We start from the raw sequence: 16,503 nt of genomic DNA on the forward strand, positions 1-16,503 counted from the left end.
ATTGGCCGACCACACGCACGAGATATGGGACTCCACACCGCTCGTATGAGACACAAGCCCGTACTTTCCTCGCTCCTGGTCTGGGGCGCGCTTGCTGCTCCGGCTTACGCGCAGACGCATCACGCCACCGGGCTGATCGACGACGACCCCGTGGCGCTGGCCAGTGTGCCGTTCCGACCGATGTACCGTGCCTACCTGCCGCCCCAGGCCGATGTCATTGCCTATCTGCCGGCTATTCGCTCGCAAGGCGAGCAAGGCTCGTGCACCGCATGGGCAGCTGGCTACAACGCGATGAGCCTGCTGTTCAATCAGAAGCTCAGCGCTGACAGTGCCGCCAGCGGTGGCTTGAAGCCGCGCAAGATCGAATTCAGCCCGGCCTATGTGTTCAACCTGATCCACCGCGGCAGGTGCGAGGGCGGGACCTCAGTGGTGACCGCCCTGGATACGATTCGCGATCACGGGCTGGTGCCATATGGCAGCCTGCCCTACGACCAGCAGTCCTGCTCTGCGCTGCCCAGCGCGGCGGCGGTCGAGGAGGGTAAGAACAAGCGCCTGATCAGCTACAGCCGTATCGACGGCGATCACAAGGCCGTGCTGGAGAAGATGCGTGGCGCGATCTACGCGCACAAGCCGGTCATTGTCGGCATGTATACGGGCGATATGGCCAGCGCGTTCCAGACCTACAACGGGGGCGACATCTTTCGCGCGCGGCTGCCGCACGAGAATGCGCACGCCATGGTGGTGGTGGGCTACGACGATGCGAGCCAGACCTTTACGGTGGCGAACTCATGGGGCCCCCAGTGGGGGGACAAGGGCTTCCTGCGCATCGACTATCAGGCATTGCTGGAGAATTTGTCCGGCCCGACGTTCGTGATTGACGAGATCGATGATGCGGGCGTGCGATCCATCCTGAGCTCGGCACCATTGAACGTGGAACCGGAGCCCAAGCCTGCCCCGGTGCCCGTCATTGAGCCGCCCAAGCCTGCTCCGGTGGTGCACGACGCGCTGCCCACGGTGGATGACCTGAAGACCCAGGTGATGCAGCTCGCGCAGAAGCCATCGTGCTCGGCCATCCGCACGCAAGTGTCCGCCAACCGGGATATTGTGCTGAGCGGGTTCGTGGGCGCACAGGCCGACGCCGATGCCCTGCTGCGCGACGTCAACGGTTTGCCCACGCGTGGGCGCGTGCAAAGCCAGGTGCAGGTGCATCCGTGGCCGCAATGCGAGGCCTACCTCAATTTCGAGCAGGAGTTGCAGGACGGCGGCGGCCTGGGTGTGAAGCTGATGGATCACGCCTTGGCACCGTACACGCAGGGGGACACCCTCTCGTTACAGGTGACGGCCCCGTCGTTCCCGAGCTACCTGTACGTGGCCTATCTGCAGGCCAGCGGCGAAGTGGTCTACCTGAGTTGGCCCGAGCCGCTGGCGCCCAAGCCGACCACGCCAAAAACCAAGCTGGTGTTTGGCGGCGGCAAGAACGGGCAGCCGATTTACCGCGTCAGCAAGCCCTTTGGCGATGAGATGGTGATCGTAATTGCGGCCAGCAAACCGCTGTTTCCCGGCGCATTGCCCGAGCGCGACAACGACCGCGAGTTCCTGACCAAATTCCGTACGGCATTCTTGGCGGGCGGCGTGAAGCGCCACGTTGCCGTTGCCGTGCTGCCGATCAAGACCCTTGCCAAGGAGTCGAACCCATGAAGGCCAAGTCCATCGTGTTGCTGTCGTTGGGCCTTGCCCTGTATGCGGGTGTGGCCTGCCGGCCGGCGCTGGCGGAAGGGCCGACGGCCGATGCCACGCCGTCTTCGGCCGACATCGTCAAGCAATTGACGCCGGAACCCAAGAGCCGCAGCCTGCGCGGCATCGTCATCGAGCGCCAGCAGCAGGCGGGCCCGCCGCGCCAGTCAGTCGACCTCACTGTCGGCTTTGAGTTGGCATCGGCCAAGTTCACCGCCGAGAGCCGGCAGGTGCTGGATAACCTGGGCACGGCATTGAACGACGCATCACTGCTGGGCAGTCATTTCCGCATCGTTGGCCATACGGATGCCTCGGGCAATCCGGGAACCAATCTCGCATTGTCGAAAAAGCGGGCGGAGGCCGTGGCTCACTACCTCGAAACCCGACACGGCGTTGCAGCAGACCGGTTGACCGTTGAAGGCGTCGGCAGCTCGCAGTTGAAGGACCCCGCGCACCCAAGAGCGGGTGTCAACCGCCGTGTCGAGGTCATCAATCTCGATTCCTGACGGGGCTTGCGCCTGGGCGGGCGGCGCGTTCATCCGGTTTCATTTCGACAGCGCGTTCAGCGCCTCGTCTTTGCCCGCAGCTTCAACGGTTTGCAGCCGAGCCCTGGGGCTGCCTCTCCAAGCACCGCGCTACTGCGCAGCCAGAACGTTGCCCTGCTTGTCGATCAGAGCAACCTTGACGATCTGTGCAGTGACGATCTTCTGCGCAGTATCGGCACTTTGGTAGTAGCCGTACACCATAAGCTTGACCGCATCGAAGCGGGCACGCTGGGCCTCGATGGCGCGTGCGGTGGCTTCGTTGTCGACCTTCAGATAATGGAATGTATCGCCGTTGCTGAAGCCGAGCTTGTATTCGCCGTTGTCGAAGAAGTAGCGATAGGCACCCGCTTCCCAGAGCGAGTTGTCCAGAGGGAAGCCCTTCTGCTCGAAGCTGTATTTGCTGATGGGGTTCGGGACCGTCATCTTGAAGTAGCGGCGCGACTTGGCGGCCGCGATGTCGGCGTCGATCCGGGGTGCGAGCGCCGTCAGCAGGTCGTGCTTTCGGAACTCATCCGTGGCGCGCGCATAGTCTTTGGAGATGTTGCTGGCGACTTGCGGATAGTCCGGTGGCATGCCCGTGAGTGCCAGGTAGGCATACATGAGCTGGTTGCCGCTATCGAGCGTGACGTAGCTGCTGTCGGGCGTGGACGCGTCGGCTTTCGGCAGGGCCTCGCGTGCGGCGGCGGCTTGCGTATCGCGCAGGACTTGCGGCGACGTAGCCTGGGCAAGGTTGGGTGTGGTTGGGGCGGCTGTCGTTGCTTTGGCGGCATCGCCTGCCTTGTCGCTGCAGGCGGCCAGGTTCAAGGTGCCAGAGAGTGCGAACAACAGTGCGCAGGCGCGAGCGATCTGGCGGGCGGAGTGGGTGGTCAGCATGATGAGCTCCAGGTGTCGGTAGCAGGGGCGAGCAAACTGTCTGGCCAGGTTCAGCCGCGCTTGGTGAGGAACTTCACTACGCCTGTGGCCGCGAAATACAGGCTGACCGCACAGCTGAGATAACCGCCAGCACCAATCGAGAAGGCGCGCATTGCTTCGCGCGTCATGGCGCCGACCATATCGGCGGCACCGTTGCCGCCAAATGCCGCGGCCGCGCTTTGTGCTTGCGACAGGCTGCTGCTGATGCCCGCGTAGAAAGCCATGCCGATCCCGAGCAGAAACAGCAGGGGGAGGCAATTTGCGAGCTGCGCGCGGGCATCGCGTACGAAGTACGAGGCGGCAGGGCCCGCCAGCGCTGCGATGGCCAGCACGCCGTACATTCCCGTGCTGCCGCCGTTGCCGCTGAGTGCTGCCATGGCATCGCCAGAGGTGTTGAGCATGCCCAGCAGTTTCCACAGGCTCATGCCGATCTTCATTCCCGGTGTCAGTTGTACCGACACCGTGTTCAGCGCAAACCAGGCCGTCGCCAGCAGTCCGGTGCCGACCAGCGTGCCCATACCCATGCGTGCTACGAGTTGACTGCCGCGGGCCTTGACTGCCGCCATGGCTTCATCGGTTTTCTCGCGGGCGAGTTGCGCGTCTGGCACAGCAAACAGCGCAGTGAGCGTGCCGGTCTCGTCAAACTGCGCATCGACGGTCATGTTCACGGCGGGGGCCTCACTTGAGCGCCAGATGCCTTCGAGTGTAAAGGCATGCTGGCGGCCGTCGACGATGATCAGACCGGTGCCGCTATGCGTGTCGCGCAAGATTTTTCCGCGTTGTTGCATGGTGAGTTTCTCCTGTTCGATGTTGCCGCGAAGTGTGTTTCCGCCGGTGCCGTGCATGGCGCGGCAGCACTGCGGATACCCCCTATTCGTGGCGACGATGTCGAACCGGAAGAAAATCTTTTACACGGTTGCGCGGGCAGCCACCGTCCGCCCGCGCAACCCTTGGCGGGTGGCGGAGCAGGGTGTCAGCAAGGTGTGGAGGAGGAAGGCTGACGCGGCCTTCAGTTGCTCGGTCGGGCAGCGCGGGTGGCGGAGTTGAACATCTCCATGAGCGATTGGGGCGTGACCTGCCCAGACTCGGCCTGCACCTGGAAGAGATTGAGTTTTGCGGGCATGTAGCCCTGCGCCGCCGCTGCTTCGTAGTAGCGGCGTGCCTGTACTACATCGCGCGTGGTCCCGTGCCCGAGGTAGAACATCTCGCCTAGTTCGTTGAGTGCATAGGGCATGTCCTGCGCGGCTGCCAGCCGGAACCAGCGCATGGCGATGGTGTTGCTGCGCATGACCTGCGTACCCGCACCAAAACCGTTGCGGTAGGCCGTGCCGAGTACCGAAGCGGCCATCACGTTGCCGCCGCGTGCCTGGCGTTCCAGGCGGGGCAGATCGTCACGGTTGACGCCCTTGGCCTCGCGCTCGATCTGTTGAGCCATCGCCATCTGTTCTTCCTGCCCGGCGGTCTGGAACCACTGCGGCAGGGGTTTGCCGTCGGCCGTGCTGACGGGGGCCGCCTCTCCTGACGACGGTGCAGCGCCGCGCGCAGGTGTGCCGTCGACATTGCGCCCTGGCCGCGCGAGCATCAGGCGCGCTTGGGCATTGGTGGCGGGCACGAGCGCAAAGTCACCAATCAGCGAGGTGGCGATCCACGGCCGTTGTTCGTCGTGCGTGCTCGCACGAACGTCGGTCATGACGTGTTTCATGACGTCTTCGATGGGCATGCCGGGGCGCGTGAGCCAGTTCGACAGGGCTTGTGCAAACGGGCCGTTGGCACCGCGTCCGTCCAGTGCACGCTCGCCGGGTTGCGTGGCGTAGGCCACCAGCATGCCGTTGGCGGGCTTTTGTGCAACGAAGCCGGCCGGTGCGCCAGCGCCACGGTAGGCGCCACTGAAGCCGCCTTCTTCAGGATCGTTGCGGCAGGCGTCGAGCATCACCAGTGACAGATGTGCGCCGCTGTCTTTGAGCCGGCTGATCAGGTAGTCGACCGGCATGGCTGTTTGCGACAGCGCATCGGGGCGGTCCAGCGGTGCGTCGATGGGAATCAGGTAGTTGCGCCCGCGGATCTGCATGCCGTGGCCGGCGTAGTAGAACGCCGCCGCGCCGCCGGCTTTCATGGTTTCCGCCAAACGGCCAAGCGCCTGATACAGCGTGCCGCGGTCGGTGTTGATGAGCAGCTCGGTGGCATAGCCCGCCTGCTTGAGCCGCGCGGCGACCAGCCGGGCGTCGCTCTCGGCGTTGTGCAGGGCGTACCGCCCTGGGTAGCGCGTATTGCCGATCACCACGGCAAACTTGGGCGCGCTGCGGTAGTCGATCGATTCGGCTTGCGTGGATGCAGAGATGGCGGGCGTTGGCGTGCCGGCCGTCGCGCGCCCGGCACCAGAGATCAGGAGCCATACTGCGACGACCATGCTCGCAAGGTGCAGCCCGTTGGCAGCGCGCGTGCGGTGTCTGCTCATGGCCGAGGCTTGACGATGCGTGCATCGAGCACAATGCCCGTTGCCTTGAGCCGGTCCAGCGCCTGCTGTACTTCGCCTTCGCGCACGATGATCCATATCAGGCCCTGGTCGTCGGGGCCGCGGACGATCTCGAGGTTGAGCCCTGCGAGCGTCTTGCGCAGTTCGCCCAGTGTGACGCCATCGGCAAACACGGCCTGGATGATCGGGCCGGCAGTGGCCGAGCCGCCCTCCGTGCCGCGGAAGACCGGCGCATTGGCATCGTTGCTCAACTGCTCCAGGCGTATGGTCTGCACACCGGCCACTAGCGCCAGCGCCGCGATCGACGCGAATGCCCAAGCACCTGCCGCTGGCCGTTGCCACCACGCGGCCAGGCGCCGCCACCAGGCCTGCTGTGCCGGGCTGTTCGGCTGACGGTTGGCGGCTGGCGCCTTGGGCAACGCCTCGAACGGCACCAGCGGTGCAGTGTGCGCGGCTGCGCGGGCACGCACGGCTGCACGGGCCTGGTCGACGAGTGCGCGATCGGCCAGAGCGGTCTCGGCAAGCTCTGGATGCTCGGCAATCATGCGTGCCATCCAGGCGTGCTCCGCGGCGTCGAGCTTGCCGCAGGCGAACAGGAACGATTGCGCCTCGAAGCGCGCCAGGTCTTCACTGTTCATTTGGTCTTCTCCTTGCCCATGCCCAGTTTGCGGCCCAGGCATGCGCGCATCCGGTTTGCCGCCTCGCGGACCCAGCCGCGCACCTGTTCGCTGTTGAGCAGCTTGCCCTCGGGCATGTGGGCTTGCAGCACCGTTTTCATGTGTTCGTAGGTCAGGTCTTCGTCGAGCGCGAGCTCCATTGCCAGCCGGTAGTTCGGGCTGCGGCCAGCCGGCAGTTTTTCCAGGCAATCCTTAGCAGCTGCGATGACTTGCTGCTGATAGGCCGCGTCACCGGTGCTGTCGTGAGGCAACACCGGACATGTCAGGCTGTTGAGCAAGTCACCTTGAATGTCTTCGTTGGCCGTGTCGTCGTCAGCGTCGGTGGGATGACTGCTGCCGGTGCGCAAGGCATCACGAACGCGCACCTCTTTGTAATGCTTGCGCAGTTCGGTGAGCGTGCAGTACTGGGTGATGCGTTGCACCCAGGTTTTGACCGAGCTGCGTTCCGGGTCGTACTTGGGCGCGGCGTTCAGGATCTGCAGCCACGTCTCCTGTACGGCCACGACGGCAATTTCCCGGTTGAATTTTGCCGTTTGCAGGGCGCACAGGTCGATGGTCTTGTACATCCGGTGGTAGAACTCGCGCTGCGCCTGTTCAGCGGCACGGCCATTGGCACCTGGCTGGCCAAACTTGCGCAGCAGGTGCGTCAACTCTTGGTTTTCGACGTCGTCGCGATTCATTCCCGAGGTTCCTGCGTGATGTCCGGCCAGGCTGAGCCTGCCGGTAAAGGCGCGGGCCAGGCGGGCGCACCCGATTCTATGTGAAGGCGCATGCAGCCTGTACTCAGTTGAGGGGGGTACCTGCCTGGTCGTCTGCACGCGGGTCTTGCATGGCATCGCCAAACATCATGACCGCACGCGCAATCGCCCGAACTGCGCGAGACAAATGGCGCTCCCACGCGCGCTGGTCATCAAACAGCAACTCGACGGTAAACCACACCGCACCGGCCTGCGTATGCGCCTTGACCAGCTTCATGCGGCGGTTGACCTGATCGAGTGCCGCCAACGCCTGCCGCAGTTCCGGCTCGGAATCGATGCGCCAGACGTTGGGCAGGATCAGTTTGGCGAAATCGGGGTCATCTTCATCAAAGCACAGCGCATAGGTCATCCCTTCGCGTTTGAAGCGAATGTCACCGTCGTCGTCGCGTTCGGCCGGATAGCCATCGGCGAGCAGGTGATCGAGCAGGTGTTTGACGTGGTCGTGCATGGTTTCCTCCAGGGTGAACGAACGGGTGCCGGGTGCCGTGACGCGGTCGGCGTGCCACGGCTCGGGCAGACACCCTTTATTCGTTGCGATGGGAGGAAACCGGAAGAAAATTTTCTGACTCCGCAGGCTTGAGTGGTGGCGTATCCGCGTGGCACTAGCGCAGGCGCACCGCTTGCCGGACTTGCGCGCAGAAAAGATCGGCGCGGCCGTCGATGATGGCCCCGCTCGGCAACCGGTTGGTACGGGCATGTGCGCGGCCGATGGCGTTTGCCAATGCGGCATCGCCATCCACGGCATAGGCAAAGACTGACAGTCCGGTGGCGGCGGCATCGTCCAACAGTGTCGGGTTGGCATCCATTGTCTTGGCATCCACGTGAACGCCGGCAGGCTTGTCCAGTTCTGCCACCAGGTCAAGCATCCATGCGCGTGTCAGGCGGGGCGAGCTTGCGTGCTGCGCGATCAGATGTGTCCAGCGGTTGGAGGCTGCAGCCTCGGCGTTGCGTCCGTCAAAGACGATCAGGCCGAGATAACCCTGGCGGTCGGCGCCGCGTGCGCAGCGCAGCGGTGTGCGCAGCCCCGATGTCAGAAACCAGTTGCCGTGCGGGATGGCCTGTTGCAACTGTGCGACCAGGGCTTGCACCGGCTGGCAGTTGCCGACCACCTGCTTGATCTCGGCGTTGAAGGTCTTGTCCGGATGGGCAGCGGCAATGGCCGCGGCGTCGGCAAGGAAGGGTGGCGCCTCATCGGTTGCTCGGCCGTGCAGTGTCATGCGTGCGCGCCGCCAGTCGGCGGGCATCAGTTGGGCTACCGGCAACTTGCTGCCGGTCATGACGGCCCGGCCGGTGGTCAGGTCATGGTGCAACACCCACGTGCCGTCGGCCAGTTGCTGCATGTCGATTTCCACGCCGTCCCAGTCGCCGGCGTAAGCGCTGCGCAGAGCGCTGGCGGAGTTCTCCGGCGCATCCGCAGAACCCCGGTGGGCATGGATCTTCATTCCAAGGCATTCGGCCAGCGCGGGTGCTGCCGATAGTGCGCATGCAAGGGCGGTACCCAGTGCAGCACACGCGTGGGCGAAGTCAGGAACCCGCGGGGTGATAGCCATAAGACAAACCTTGCAAGACACGGGTGCGGATGGATTCGTTGATCGGGTAGCCGTAGCCTTGCCCCACCGCCACCACGTGGGCAATGTTGGCGAGCACGTTGCGGCCCGCACTTCCTGATGCGCCGTCTGCCCCGCGCGCCCACTGCAGCATCTGCGTGAACAGGGGGCTGCGCGTGACGGCGTTGTCGGTATAGGACAGCGATACCCATACGCCGCACAACGTGGTCAGCAGCACGCCGGTGGCAATCAACGCCGCGCCGCGCGTGAGCCGGCCATCTGCCGGTGCGCGCAGCAGCAGCAACGTCTTTGCAAGCAGGTAGAGCAGCTTGGAGAAGTGCCCGATGGCGCCCAGGAGCGAAAAAAACAGCGCAATGGCCGGCACAACGGCGGCACGCGTGGCGTCGATCCCGGCTTGCTCATACTTGCCACCACTGGCGAAGTCACTGGCCGAGGCCTCGTACTTGACCAGTTCCTGACGCACCTGGCCATCGACGAAGGCGTCGTACACCAGTGTGAATTCGGCGGGCGAACCGTAGGAGGTTGCAACGCGGATCTGTGCCGGCAGCTTGAGCGTCTGACGCAGTTCCTGCTGCACGCCAGGGCGGGCAACGAAGGCTTCGTACGACAGGCCAGGCGGGATGTGGTCATTGCCGATCTTTACGCTGCGGGCGCTGGCCGACATCTGCTGGCGGTAGCGCTGTTCCACCGCCGCGCGGAACGTGGCTTCGTCTGCCGGATCCCAGTTGGCGGGCACCGGCACGCTGCGCCGCACGTGCTTGACGACCCCGCCGCGCGCCCGAGCCGGTACCGTGGAGGGTTGCCACCCGCGCCGCGCAAGCTGGTTGCGGTAATCGTTCCAGGCGCGATCCTGTTGGTTGCGCAACCCTTCGTCGGATGCAGTCGGAATGCGGGCGTACTGGTGCCATTTGTCGCTCAGCGCCTTCATCGCATCCTGGTAATCCTTGTAGTAGGCCTGCGTCGGCTTGGAACGGCGCACGGCTGTGCGAATGAGCGCTTCTTTCACGGTGCGGGTCTTCTCGTCGAGCCGCTCTACCGACAGCGCCAGAAAGGGAAACAGCGCGAGGAATGCCTTGCCTTCAGGGCGCGCAAACAACGCCTCCTCTTCCACCAGCCCGTCGAGCTTCAATCGGCCCTGCACCAAGGACCGCTGCAGCAGCACGGAGTTAACCGCAATGCGCCGGAACTCCGCATCGCGTGTGTAGACGACGACGTCCACCAGCGTCTTGATGGCGAAGTAGACCACCAGTACGGTCACTGCAAACCACACCGCGATGGCCTTGTAGCTCGGCTTGCCGGTGCCTTTCTTGGCACGGTGCGTCAGCATGAGCTGGAGCACCACCAGCGCAGCAGCGATACCCGACAGGGTGCGCCCGAAGATCTCGATATGGTGAACATCGTCGATGGTCGTATCACCGCCGACCACGTCGAGCAGGCGCGCATTGAACCCCAACTCGAAGGTCAGGTAGACCAACGTCAGGCAGATCAGGAAGAGGCCTTGTTTGAGCAGGACGGATCGCGTGGAGGGACGGTCGGCGGCACCAGCGGCCGCCTGTTGAGAAGCGGACAGCGATGTCATTTGAGCAGGTCCACTCGCACTGGTTTGATTTCCTCGGCGGGGAAGGACATGGGTGCCGGGCCGCGTGCGATGGGCGGCGTGCCACCACTCGTGCCGGTATTGGGGCCGCCGCGCTTGCGATGGGTAGTGCTGGCGGTACCGGTACTGGCAGGACTGGCGGTCGGGCTGGTCGGCGTGCTGGTGGTCGGGGCGCCGGTGCCGGCGGTCGTCTGCGGGAGCCCGGGTACATAACGGTTGCCATCGCCAGCGGGGGCGTTGCCGGCGCTTCCCTCCGGCGCGCGCAGCGACGCATCGGCAAACGGCTTGGTATTCAGGTCCGTGCCTGGTGCCACCGGCACGGTGGACTGCAGCATGCGGTTGTCGGCGTAGGTGTAGCGTACCAGGCGGCCATAGCCGGGCATGTCGAAGGTCAGCGCATTGTTCCTGGTGTCGAGGTTGGCGCGCGGGCGGTCCTTGCAATTGCCGAATTCCCAGTGCAGCACGTCGCTGCCCTGTACGGCCAACAGCACGTACTTGTACGGGCAGTTGCGCTCCTGCGTCTCGATGGTCAGCACGGTGCGGTCACCAATGCTGTCCACGCGTGCCACCTTGGCGGTGAGGGCGTTCTGCAGCGGGATCACGCGCATGTAGCGCGCCAGCTTGAGCGAGTATCCGCCGCTGTCCTTGCGCAGCGTGCCGTCCGAACCATCTTGCAGTTTGAACGTGTCCACTACCGTGCCGAACAGCTCGGTGGTATCCATGCCAAACTGCACGCCGCCGCGGCCGTTCGGGTTGACGGCGCAACCGACCAGCAATGCCGTTACGCCAAGCGTCATGCACAGTTGACGCACAGAGGGGCGGGGGCCGGTGGGAAAAAGGGCACCCATCTTGGTGCTGTCTGGAGCGGTTGTCTTATTCATGCGACGGACATCAGGGGGGCTGACTCGTGCAGATGTTGTTCGGGTGTACGTCGGGTGTTGTTGCATTAGCCAATACGGGTGAGTAGCTTCGTAAGCTGTCGAAGAAGGGGCTGCGCGGGCATTGAAGCGAAGCCTTGACAGAGGTGAGTCTCGGTCGGTCACCCCCTTCAGCCCTTCGCGCTCACGGTATCGAGGACTTGCTTCCAGCCAGCAGGCAACCAATTCATCACGGCGATGTTAGGTTCATACGAGGCCGCCTGATCCCGGCAGTATTTTTCGACAATGGGTGCAAGCCGCGCCGTGGGCACCTGGCGCTTGGCTTCCATCCCCTCATAGATCAAGCGGAATGCCTCGTTGAGCCCTGGTATGCCTTCAGACAGATGGCCGACAAGGATCGGGTTGTACTTGATCGCATAGATGTTCGAGCGCAGGGCAAACGCATCATTGGCCATCAACCGGCCGACGCACTTATCCGGAGCCGCCTCTGCCCGGCCCCTGTCAACCATGTCCTGGGACTCCTGGACTTCCTTCCGAGTCCTCTCGTATTCCTTTTGCGCGTGGGCGATATCTTCCGGCGTGCTGCATACGCTTTTCAGAAAGCGCTTCTCGATATCCGACAGGACATGCGCCTTGTCATCACGGCTTCCCGCTGGCGCATCTGGTTGGCGAGGTTCGATTCGCACGACAGAGCTCATGACTTGCGCGCAATCTCCCGTGCGGCGCTCCAGTAGCTCCGGATGTTGAAGCAGGACCTCCACGACCCGGCTTTTGTTGTCACGTAGCGCGCGCTGTGCGCGTCCGGTGTCCCACGGCATCCCGCCGTCCAAGAACAGGCCCACGGTCTCCGCATCATTGTGGTCGATGGCATGCAGAAAATCGTTGTCGGTCCACATCACCCCGCGGTTGGCCAGTTCCTTGCGCGGATTTGTGCTGGTTTCCTTTTTGACCGTATCCAGTTTCCTATTGAGCTGGTCGACGCCTTCCGAAATCTGGTGCGTATCCACCAGCAAGCGCTGGATTTGTGCAGCAAGCGGGGACGCCGAGGCGATCAGGCCGCCCGCGTCTGCGTGCCTGGCGCTGGCGATGGCTCCCACACTGAACGCCGTCGCGCACACCCCTGAGCAGACCACTAGGCTGGAATGCAACTGGGCGCCTCGCGGAAGGCCCATCAGTTTCATGACCAGTAGCACTAGGAACAGCGTCACCACCCCAACAGCCACGTAGTTGATGTAGGGAAAGTAGGGCCGCAGGAAATCCAGCACCGGGAGGAGCGTAGCCGTGGAGATCGTGATGACCGCATTGATCGGGCCAATATGGTCTGTGATCCACTTGCCGACTTCAACGTATTTCTCGGTTTTCATATTGGTCAGTCAGTGGGCTTTTGCCAAGCCACTCAAGACACGATGTCTCTTGCCTCGCTTGGCGATCAGCGTTCCCAAGAAGCCAGGCGATGCCGCTGTGGAGAGCGTCGCTCCTTATTGCTCGTTCACGACCTGGTGCATGATTTCCATCCAGCGCGCATGTTCATTTTGCGGCATGACGATGCGCCACTTCGGACGGTCGATGTCGCGCACGGTGATGAACAGGCCGCTGCGTGCCGCCGCCGCGCTGTTGGCGCCTATGTTGGCAACGGCACCCTGCAATCCGCCGCCGATGACCTGCCCGGCCGTTTCGTGAATCGTCTGCCACTCGCGAATGTCGTCAAAGCTGTACGCCTTCCGCACGCCCGCTTCGATCAGGGCGATCTTGCGTGTTGCCGGGTTGAGTGCAATGCCGCATGCCGATTCCACACCCGAAGCAAACAGGTAACCCGTGCCTTCAGTCAGACCGATCATCTCGCGCAGGTGCTTTTCCGCCGATGCTTGGTGGCTTTTGCTCCAGCGCCACACCAGAAAGACCGGAACGGCTGCGACGATCAGGACAAGCAATCCGATCCCGGGGCTTTTGGCTGCCAACAAGGTGATCAAACCCACGAGACCGAAAAAGAAAGCCCAAAGTCCCGACAGAATCCACATCAACTTCATCAGGGCACGCATGTCATTTCCTCAATTTTCTGGGGTGGTTAAAAGGGGTTGGTCTTATACAGCGCGAATACCACACCAAGGCGACGTAACGCCGCCTTGGTGCGTGCAGACCTATTGCAACCAGGCGCCGACATAACCGCGGTTGGTGTTGCCGGTAAAGACACCGTGCTCGATCACCGCAAATTGCGTACGACCTTCCGAGACAAAGCGATAGGCCTGGAACCACGTGTTGCCTGGCAAGCCCACTGCAGCGGCAGGTGCGCCAGACAGCAGCGTCGTCAGCTTGTCCGCCGTCAGCGTGACGGGGGGCTGCCCTGCAATGCTGATGGTGGCGTTGCCCGAGGCGTCGACCGCAATGCTCGAATGCACGGGGGCTGGTGACGCGGCAGGTGCACCGTCGCGGCGGCAGTCTTCCCAGTATTGAGAGAAGGTGACGCCCGCAAGATCGGTGGCCAATGTCACCTTGGATGCGGTCTGTGCGACCAGCACGTCGGTCGATTTGAGCCCGTCGGTGCCGTCGCCTGCGTTGGCGGCCATGCAGACCATTGAAGCGGCCGGCAGGTTTGGATCGCTGGCCAGGCTGGAGAAGTTCATGCCGTATCGGACGGGGCTGCCCCACAGGAAGCCGCCATCCGGCTGCGGTGTCACCGTAATGGCCTGCGAGCCGAGGGCCAAGGTTCCGGCCACACCCACGCCGTTGTCGACGATCGTGGCAACGCCAGGCGTCGTGCCCTGCGCGTTGTAGCGATAGTCCGCGTACCCCACCGTGCCCTGCGGAACGACCGGAGTCGAAGCGGTGGCTGCGCAGGCCGGAGCGGGGCTCAAACGCGTGGCCGTCCAGTTGCCGCCAACCGACATGGTGGGCGCGTCCTTGTAGGTGCCCGACGCCGTATTCGTATCGGTGAATGCGCCGACGAGGGCATCGTTGTTGTAGGTGACGCCGCCGGGCATCGACGGGATCGGGACTTGTTGCCCGGAGTTCGCCCCGATTGTCCATTGCCCCGTACCCGGAACGTAGATCACCGCGCCGCTCAGGAAGGCCTGGGTACCATCGTTGCGTGTGACGGTTCCCGTAATGCTGCCGTCCGCTTCGCTGATGGTTGCCACATAGGTGTCATGGCTGCGGTCTGCGCTGCTGAATCGCCACTGGCCCGCAAACAGGCACATGCTCTGGCTTTGCAAATGCGCCTGCGCCACCGCGGGCGATACCAGAGTCTTCTGCGGAGAAGCCGCCCGGATGGCGGAAGCGACGGTCGGGTCAGCTGCGAATGCGGCGGGCGTTTGCGCAAAGTTCAACTGCGTATTGGCCAGTGCGGCAACGGAAGCGGCCGAGATCTGAATGCTGTTGGCAGGGTTGCCACCCGCGTCGAGCGACTGGAGAAACGCGCCGATATTGGTGACGGTGTCGTTGGTCACACCAGTGGCCCCAGGCACGAGTGCAAGCGGTGTCACAACGGCTTGGCCGGCAGCAGAGCCGATGGTCACGCCGCCAACGGAGAAGGTCACCATCTGGCCCAGCACGTAGTTGAAGTGGCCCGCGGCATCCGTTGTGCCGCTCAGGTTGCCCGACACGTAATGCAGGCCGGCGACCGGCGCATCCACAAAGACACCTTGAGCGGTTTGCGGCGTGCCGGGGCTGTTGCCATTGGCGTTGGTGGGGCTGTCATTCCCGCCGCCGCAAGCGGCAAGGGCGGCGCAGAACGCCAGGCAGGTGAAACGCATGTTGTGGGTTGTTTTCATCGCGGATCGGGCCCCGTGCAGAGCACGGGAATAAGTGATTGATACGGCAACTAAATGGATGGGAGCACCCTTCTTTGGTAGGGAGGGCGCCTGCTTCATAGAGGGGGCGGTGAGTGCACCGGCCAACCGATTTGGCTTAACCAGTTCGGTTGAGACGAATGTCGCGGTGCAGTGGCGGGGGGTGATGGCGCATGAGTTCCTCCAGGTGGAACGGCTGCCTGCCGCATCGCTGGGTGGCGCATTGCCACGCCATTGCAGGGCCGTTAACCCCTATTCGCTGCTACGCGCTAAAGGCGGAAGACTTTTTTTGGGGGGGAACTTTGAAAGTTGGCCGCAACCTGTACTGCTAGAATTCCTCGGTCCTGACGCAAACCAAAAAGCAATCGAGCGCAGGCCGGGATAGCCGCATTTTCTGCGGCCAGCACCAGTGATCAATCACTCCGGGGGGAGTCATGGAAGAGCAGGTTCAGGCCGGACGTTCGGCGCCAGCGGCGGCCGACGATAAGTCGACCCTGCGCAGCGTTCTGCAGATGTCGTCCGATTGGATTTCACCCGTCAATGCGACGGTGGCCGGATCGACAGTCGTTCTGGATCTGTTCGCTCCGCTCTTCGGCCATACCGTAGGCCGGCTTGCAGCCATCGCGGGTGGGGCCTGTGTTCTGGTGCTGCTCTATTCGCTCGTAAAGCTGGAGCAGCGGCGCAAACGCATGCAGCCCATCTCGAGTCCGGGCGCGTTCTACGGCCGTTGTCGCAAACTGTGGTTTGTGACGGTGGCTTGCCTCGGCGGTTTGGGTATGGCATCCGGGACGATCTCCCATGCCGACCAACCCAATCCCAGTGCGTTGGGTTCTGCGTTCCCGCAAATCGCACAGATTCAACAGACACTGGCTTCGCTGGACTCGAAGGTTGGTGTGCTGTCCGATCAGACGAAAGCGATACAAGACAACACGGCAGCCATCCGCGATGCAGTTGCACCGCAGGACGCACGCGGCAAGCTGTCGCGTCTGGGTTACGGCATCGATGACGAATCGAAAGCACGCGCCGTTGAAAGCTGCGATGTCGACGCCCTGACGCTCTATGCCGCGCTCCATGAAACGATGCCGCTGGCACTGCCGATCTTCGGCAAGCGCGGAGGCTCGACGCTGGAAGCCCCCATCCTGTCGAAGAACCCGCATTTTGCTGAGGCACTGAACGTGCTGTCGTCTCAGCCCCAGTTCGACAAGCGGGCGGTCTCGACGCCGTACCTGCTGACCTTCACGCAAGCCCAGACGACCACAATTCCAGCGTTCGATGGCCTGCTCGCCAAGGCACGCCAGCACGGTGTGCAGACCACTGGCTTGCTCGCGCCGATGGTCAAGGCCAGCCCGCTGGCGGTTGCGGTCTGGTTTGGCAACAACGACGCAGTGGCTGCGCTGCTCAAGGCCGGTGCGGATGCCGATACGCCGGCCGTTGAATTGATGGCGCCCGTGAATGACCACGGCAACGTGACCATGAAGAGCATTCCTGTCTCGACCGCGCGGGAAGAAGCTCGCCGCTTGAAGTTGTCTCTGCCGGCCCTCGGGTAAGAGACTCGCATGACTGCCCGAGCCGTATC

General features: G+C 63.4%; 15 protein-coding genes. 3 read left to right on the forward strand and 12 right to left on the reverse strand.

Going from position 1 to position 16,503, the window contains the following annotated elements:
• Nucleotides 1-45: 45 nt before the first annotated feature.
• Both V6657_RS21080 and V6657_RS21085 read left to right on the forward strand, forming a co-directional pair.
• On the forward strand, nt 46-1,698 hold the full coding sequence (locus V6657_RS21080) for a C1 family peptidase (protein ID WP_048933796.1): 1,653 nt from the start codon (nt 46-48) through the stop codon (nt 1,696-1,698).
• Nucleotides 1,695-2,240: an OmpA family protein gene (locus tag V6657_RS21085; protein WP_048933795.1), complete on the forward strand. Its 546-nt coding sequence runs from the start codon at nt 1,695-1,697 to the stop codon at nt 2,238-2,240. Before V6657_RS21080 ends, V6657_RS21085 begins: the two co-directional genes overlap by 4 nt.
• 129 nt (nt 2,241-2,369) lie before the next feature.
• Here V6657_RS21085 and V6657_RS21090 read toward each other — a convergent pair whose 3' ends face one another.
• From V6657_RS21090 to V6657_RS21145, 12 genes are all read right to left on the reverse strand, one after another.
• Nucleotides 2,370-3,152 (reverse strand): DUF4852 domain-containing protein, encoded by a 783-nt coding sequence (locus V6657_RS21090; RefSeq protein WP_048933794.1) that lies wholly within the window; start codon nt 3,150-3,152, stop codon nt 2,370-2,372.
• A 50-nt stretch (nt 3,153-3,202) separates the two neighbouring features.
• Entirely contained in the window at nt 3,203-3,979 is a 777-nt protein-coding gene (locus V6657_RS21095; RefSeq protein WP_160315289.1) for a hypothetical protein, read from the reverse strand.
• 221 nt (nt 3,980-4,200) lie between these two features.
• Nucleotides 4,201-5,646, reverse strand: a complete 1,446-nt coding sequence (locus V6657_RS21100; protein ID WP_048933792.1) for a caspase family protein — start codon at nt 5,644-5,646, stop codon at nt 4,201-4,203.
• Entirely contained in the window at nt 5,643-6,302 is a 660-nt protein-coding gene (locus V6657_RS21105; protein ID WP_048933791.1) for a hypothetical protein, read from the reverse strand. The genes V6657_RS21100 and V6657_RS21105 overlap by 4 nt, the downstream gene beginning before the upstream one ends.
• A complete protein-coding gene (locus V6657_RS21110; RefSeq protein ID WP_048933790.1) occupies nt 6,299-7,021 on the reverse strand; it encodes a sigma factor in 723 nt (240 codons plus the stop codon). Before V6657_RS21110 ends, V6657_RS21105 begins: the two co-directional genes overlap by 4 nt.
• Nucleotides 7,022-7,124: 103 nt before the next feature.
• Entirely contained in the window at nt 7,125-7,547 is a 423-nt protein-coding gene (locus V6657_RS21115; RefSeq protein WP_048933789.1) for a YbjN domain-containing protein, read from the reverse strand.
• Nucleotides 7,548-7,701: 154 nt separating this feature from the next.
• Complete coding sequence (locus V6657_RS21120; protein ID WP_248694620.1) at nt 7,702-8,541, reverse strand: glycerophosphodiester phosphodiesterase family protein; 840 nt, start codon at nt 8,539-8,541, stop codon at nt 7,702-7,704.
• A gap of 82 nt (nt 8,542-8,623) precedes the next feature.
• Nucleotides 8,624-10,246 (reverse strand): hypothetical protein, encoded by a 1,623-nt coding sequence (locus V6657_RS21125; RefSeq protein ID WP_248694621.1) that lies wholly within the window; start codon nt 10,244-10,246, stop codon nt 8,624-8,626.
• Nucleotides 10,243-11,145: a hypothetical protein gene (locus V6657_RS21130; protein WP_137884673.1), complete on the reverse strand. Its 903-nt coding sequence runs from the start codon at nt 11,143-11,145 to the stop codon at nt 10,243-10,245. Before V6657_RS21130 ends, V6657_RS21125 begins: the two co-directional genes overlap by 4 nt.
• A 167-nt stretch (nt 11,146-11,312) precedes the next feature.
• Entirely contained in the window at nt 11,313-12,506 is a 1,194-nt protein-coding gene (locus V6657_RS21135; protein WP_053166379.1) for a hypothetical protein, read from the reverse strand.
• Nucleotides 12,507-12,620: 114 nt separating this feature from the next.
• Nucleotides 12,621-13,181 carry a DUF4755 domain-containing protein gene (locus tag V6657_RS21140; RefSeq protein ID WP_048933786.1) on the reverse strand — a complete coding sequence of 187 codons (561 nt, stop codon included), beginning with the start codon at nt 13,179-13,181 and terminating at the stop codon, nt 12,621-12,623.
• Nucleotides 13,182-13,280: 99 nt separating this feature from the next.
• On the reverse strand, nt 13,281-14,909 hold the full coding sequence (locus V6657_RS21145) for a hypothetical protein (protein WP_137884674.1): 1,629 nt from the start codon (nt 14,907-14,909) through the stop codon (nt 13,281-13,283).
• Nucleotides 14,910-15,361: 452 nt separating this feature from the next.
• On the opposite strand from V6657_RS21145, the gene V6657_RS21150 reads away from it, so the two are divergent.
• Complete coding sequence (locus V6657_RS21150; protein ID WP_048933784.1) at nt 15,362-16,474, forward strand: hypothetical protein; 1,113 nt, start codon at nt 15,362-15,364, stop codon at nt 16,472-16,474.
• The last annotated feature ends 29 nt before the right edge of the window (nt 16,475-16,503 follow it).

It is taken from the genome of Ralstonia sp. RRA, assembly GCF_037023145.1.
In the GTDB taxonomy this organism is placed as follows: Bacteria; Pseudomonadota; Gammaproteobacteria; order Burkholderiales; family Burkholderiaceae; genus Ralstonia.

Excerpts from the sequence above, each read along its gene's own strand:
- V6657_RS21135 (WP_053166379.1), bottom strand. The coding sequence starts at position 12,506 with ATGAAAACCGAGAAATACGTTGAAGTCGGCAAGTGGATCACAGACCAT.
- V6657_RS21085 (WP_048933795.1), top strand. The coding sequence starts at position 1,695 with ATGAAGGCCAAGTCCATCGTGTTGCTGTCGTTGGGCCTTGCCCTGTAT.
- V6657_RS21125 (WP_248694621.1), bottom strand. The coding sequence starts at position 10,246 with ATGACATCGCTGTCCGCTTCTCAACAGGCGGCCGCTGGTGCCGCCGAC.
- V6657_RS21105 (WP_048933791.1), bottom strand. The coding sequence starts at position 6,302 with ATGAACAGTGAAGACCTGGCGCGCTTCGAGGCGCAATCGTTCCTGTTC.
- V6657_RS21095 (WP_160315289.1), bottom strand. The coding sequence starts at position 3,979 with ATGCAACAACGCGGAAAAATCTTGCGCGACACGCATAGCGGCACCGGT.
- V6657_RS21150 (WP_048933784.1), top strand. The coding sequence starts at position 15,362 with ATGGAAGAGCAGGTTCAGGCCGGACGTTCGGCGCCAGCGGCGGCCGAC.
- V6657_RS21090 (WP_048933794.1), bottom strand. The coding sequence starts at position 3,152 with ATGCTGACCACCCACTCCGCCCGCCAGATCGCTCGCGCCTGCGCACTG.
- V6657_RS21145 (WP_137884674.1), bottom strand. The coding sequence starts at position 14,909 with ATGAAAACAACCCACAACATGCGTTTCACCTGCCTGGCGTTCTGCGCC.
- V6657_RS21140 (WP_048933786.1), bottom strand. The coding sequence starts at position 13,181 with ATGCGTGCCCTGATGAAGTTGATGTGGATTCTGTCGGGACTTTGGGCT.
- V6657_RS21080 (WP_048933796.1), top strand. The coding sequence starts at position 46 with ATGAGACACAAGCCCGTACTTTCCTCGCTCCTGGTCTGGGGCGCGCTT.
- V6657_RS21110 (WP_048933790.1), bottom strand. The coding sequence starts at position 7,021 with ATGAATCGCGACGACGTCGAAAACCAAGAGTTGACGCACCTGCTGCGC.
- V6657_RS21130 (WP_137884673.1), bottom strand. The coding sequence starts at position 11,145 with ATGAATAAGACAACCGCTCCAGACAGCACCAAGATGGGTGCCCTTTTT.
- V6657_RS21115 (WP_048933789.1), bottom strand. The coding sequence starts at position 7,547 with ATGCACGACCACGTCAAACACCTGCTCGATCACCTGCTCGCCGATGGC.
- V6657_RS21120 (WP_248694620.1), bottom strand. The coding sequence starts at position 8,541 with ATGAAGATCCATGCCCACCGGGGTTCTGCGGATGCGCCGGAGAACTCC.
- V6657_RS21100 (WP_048933792.1), bottom strand. The coding sequence starts at position 5,646 with ATGAGCAGACACCGCACGCGCGCTGCCAACGGGCTGCACCTTGCGAGC.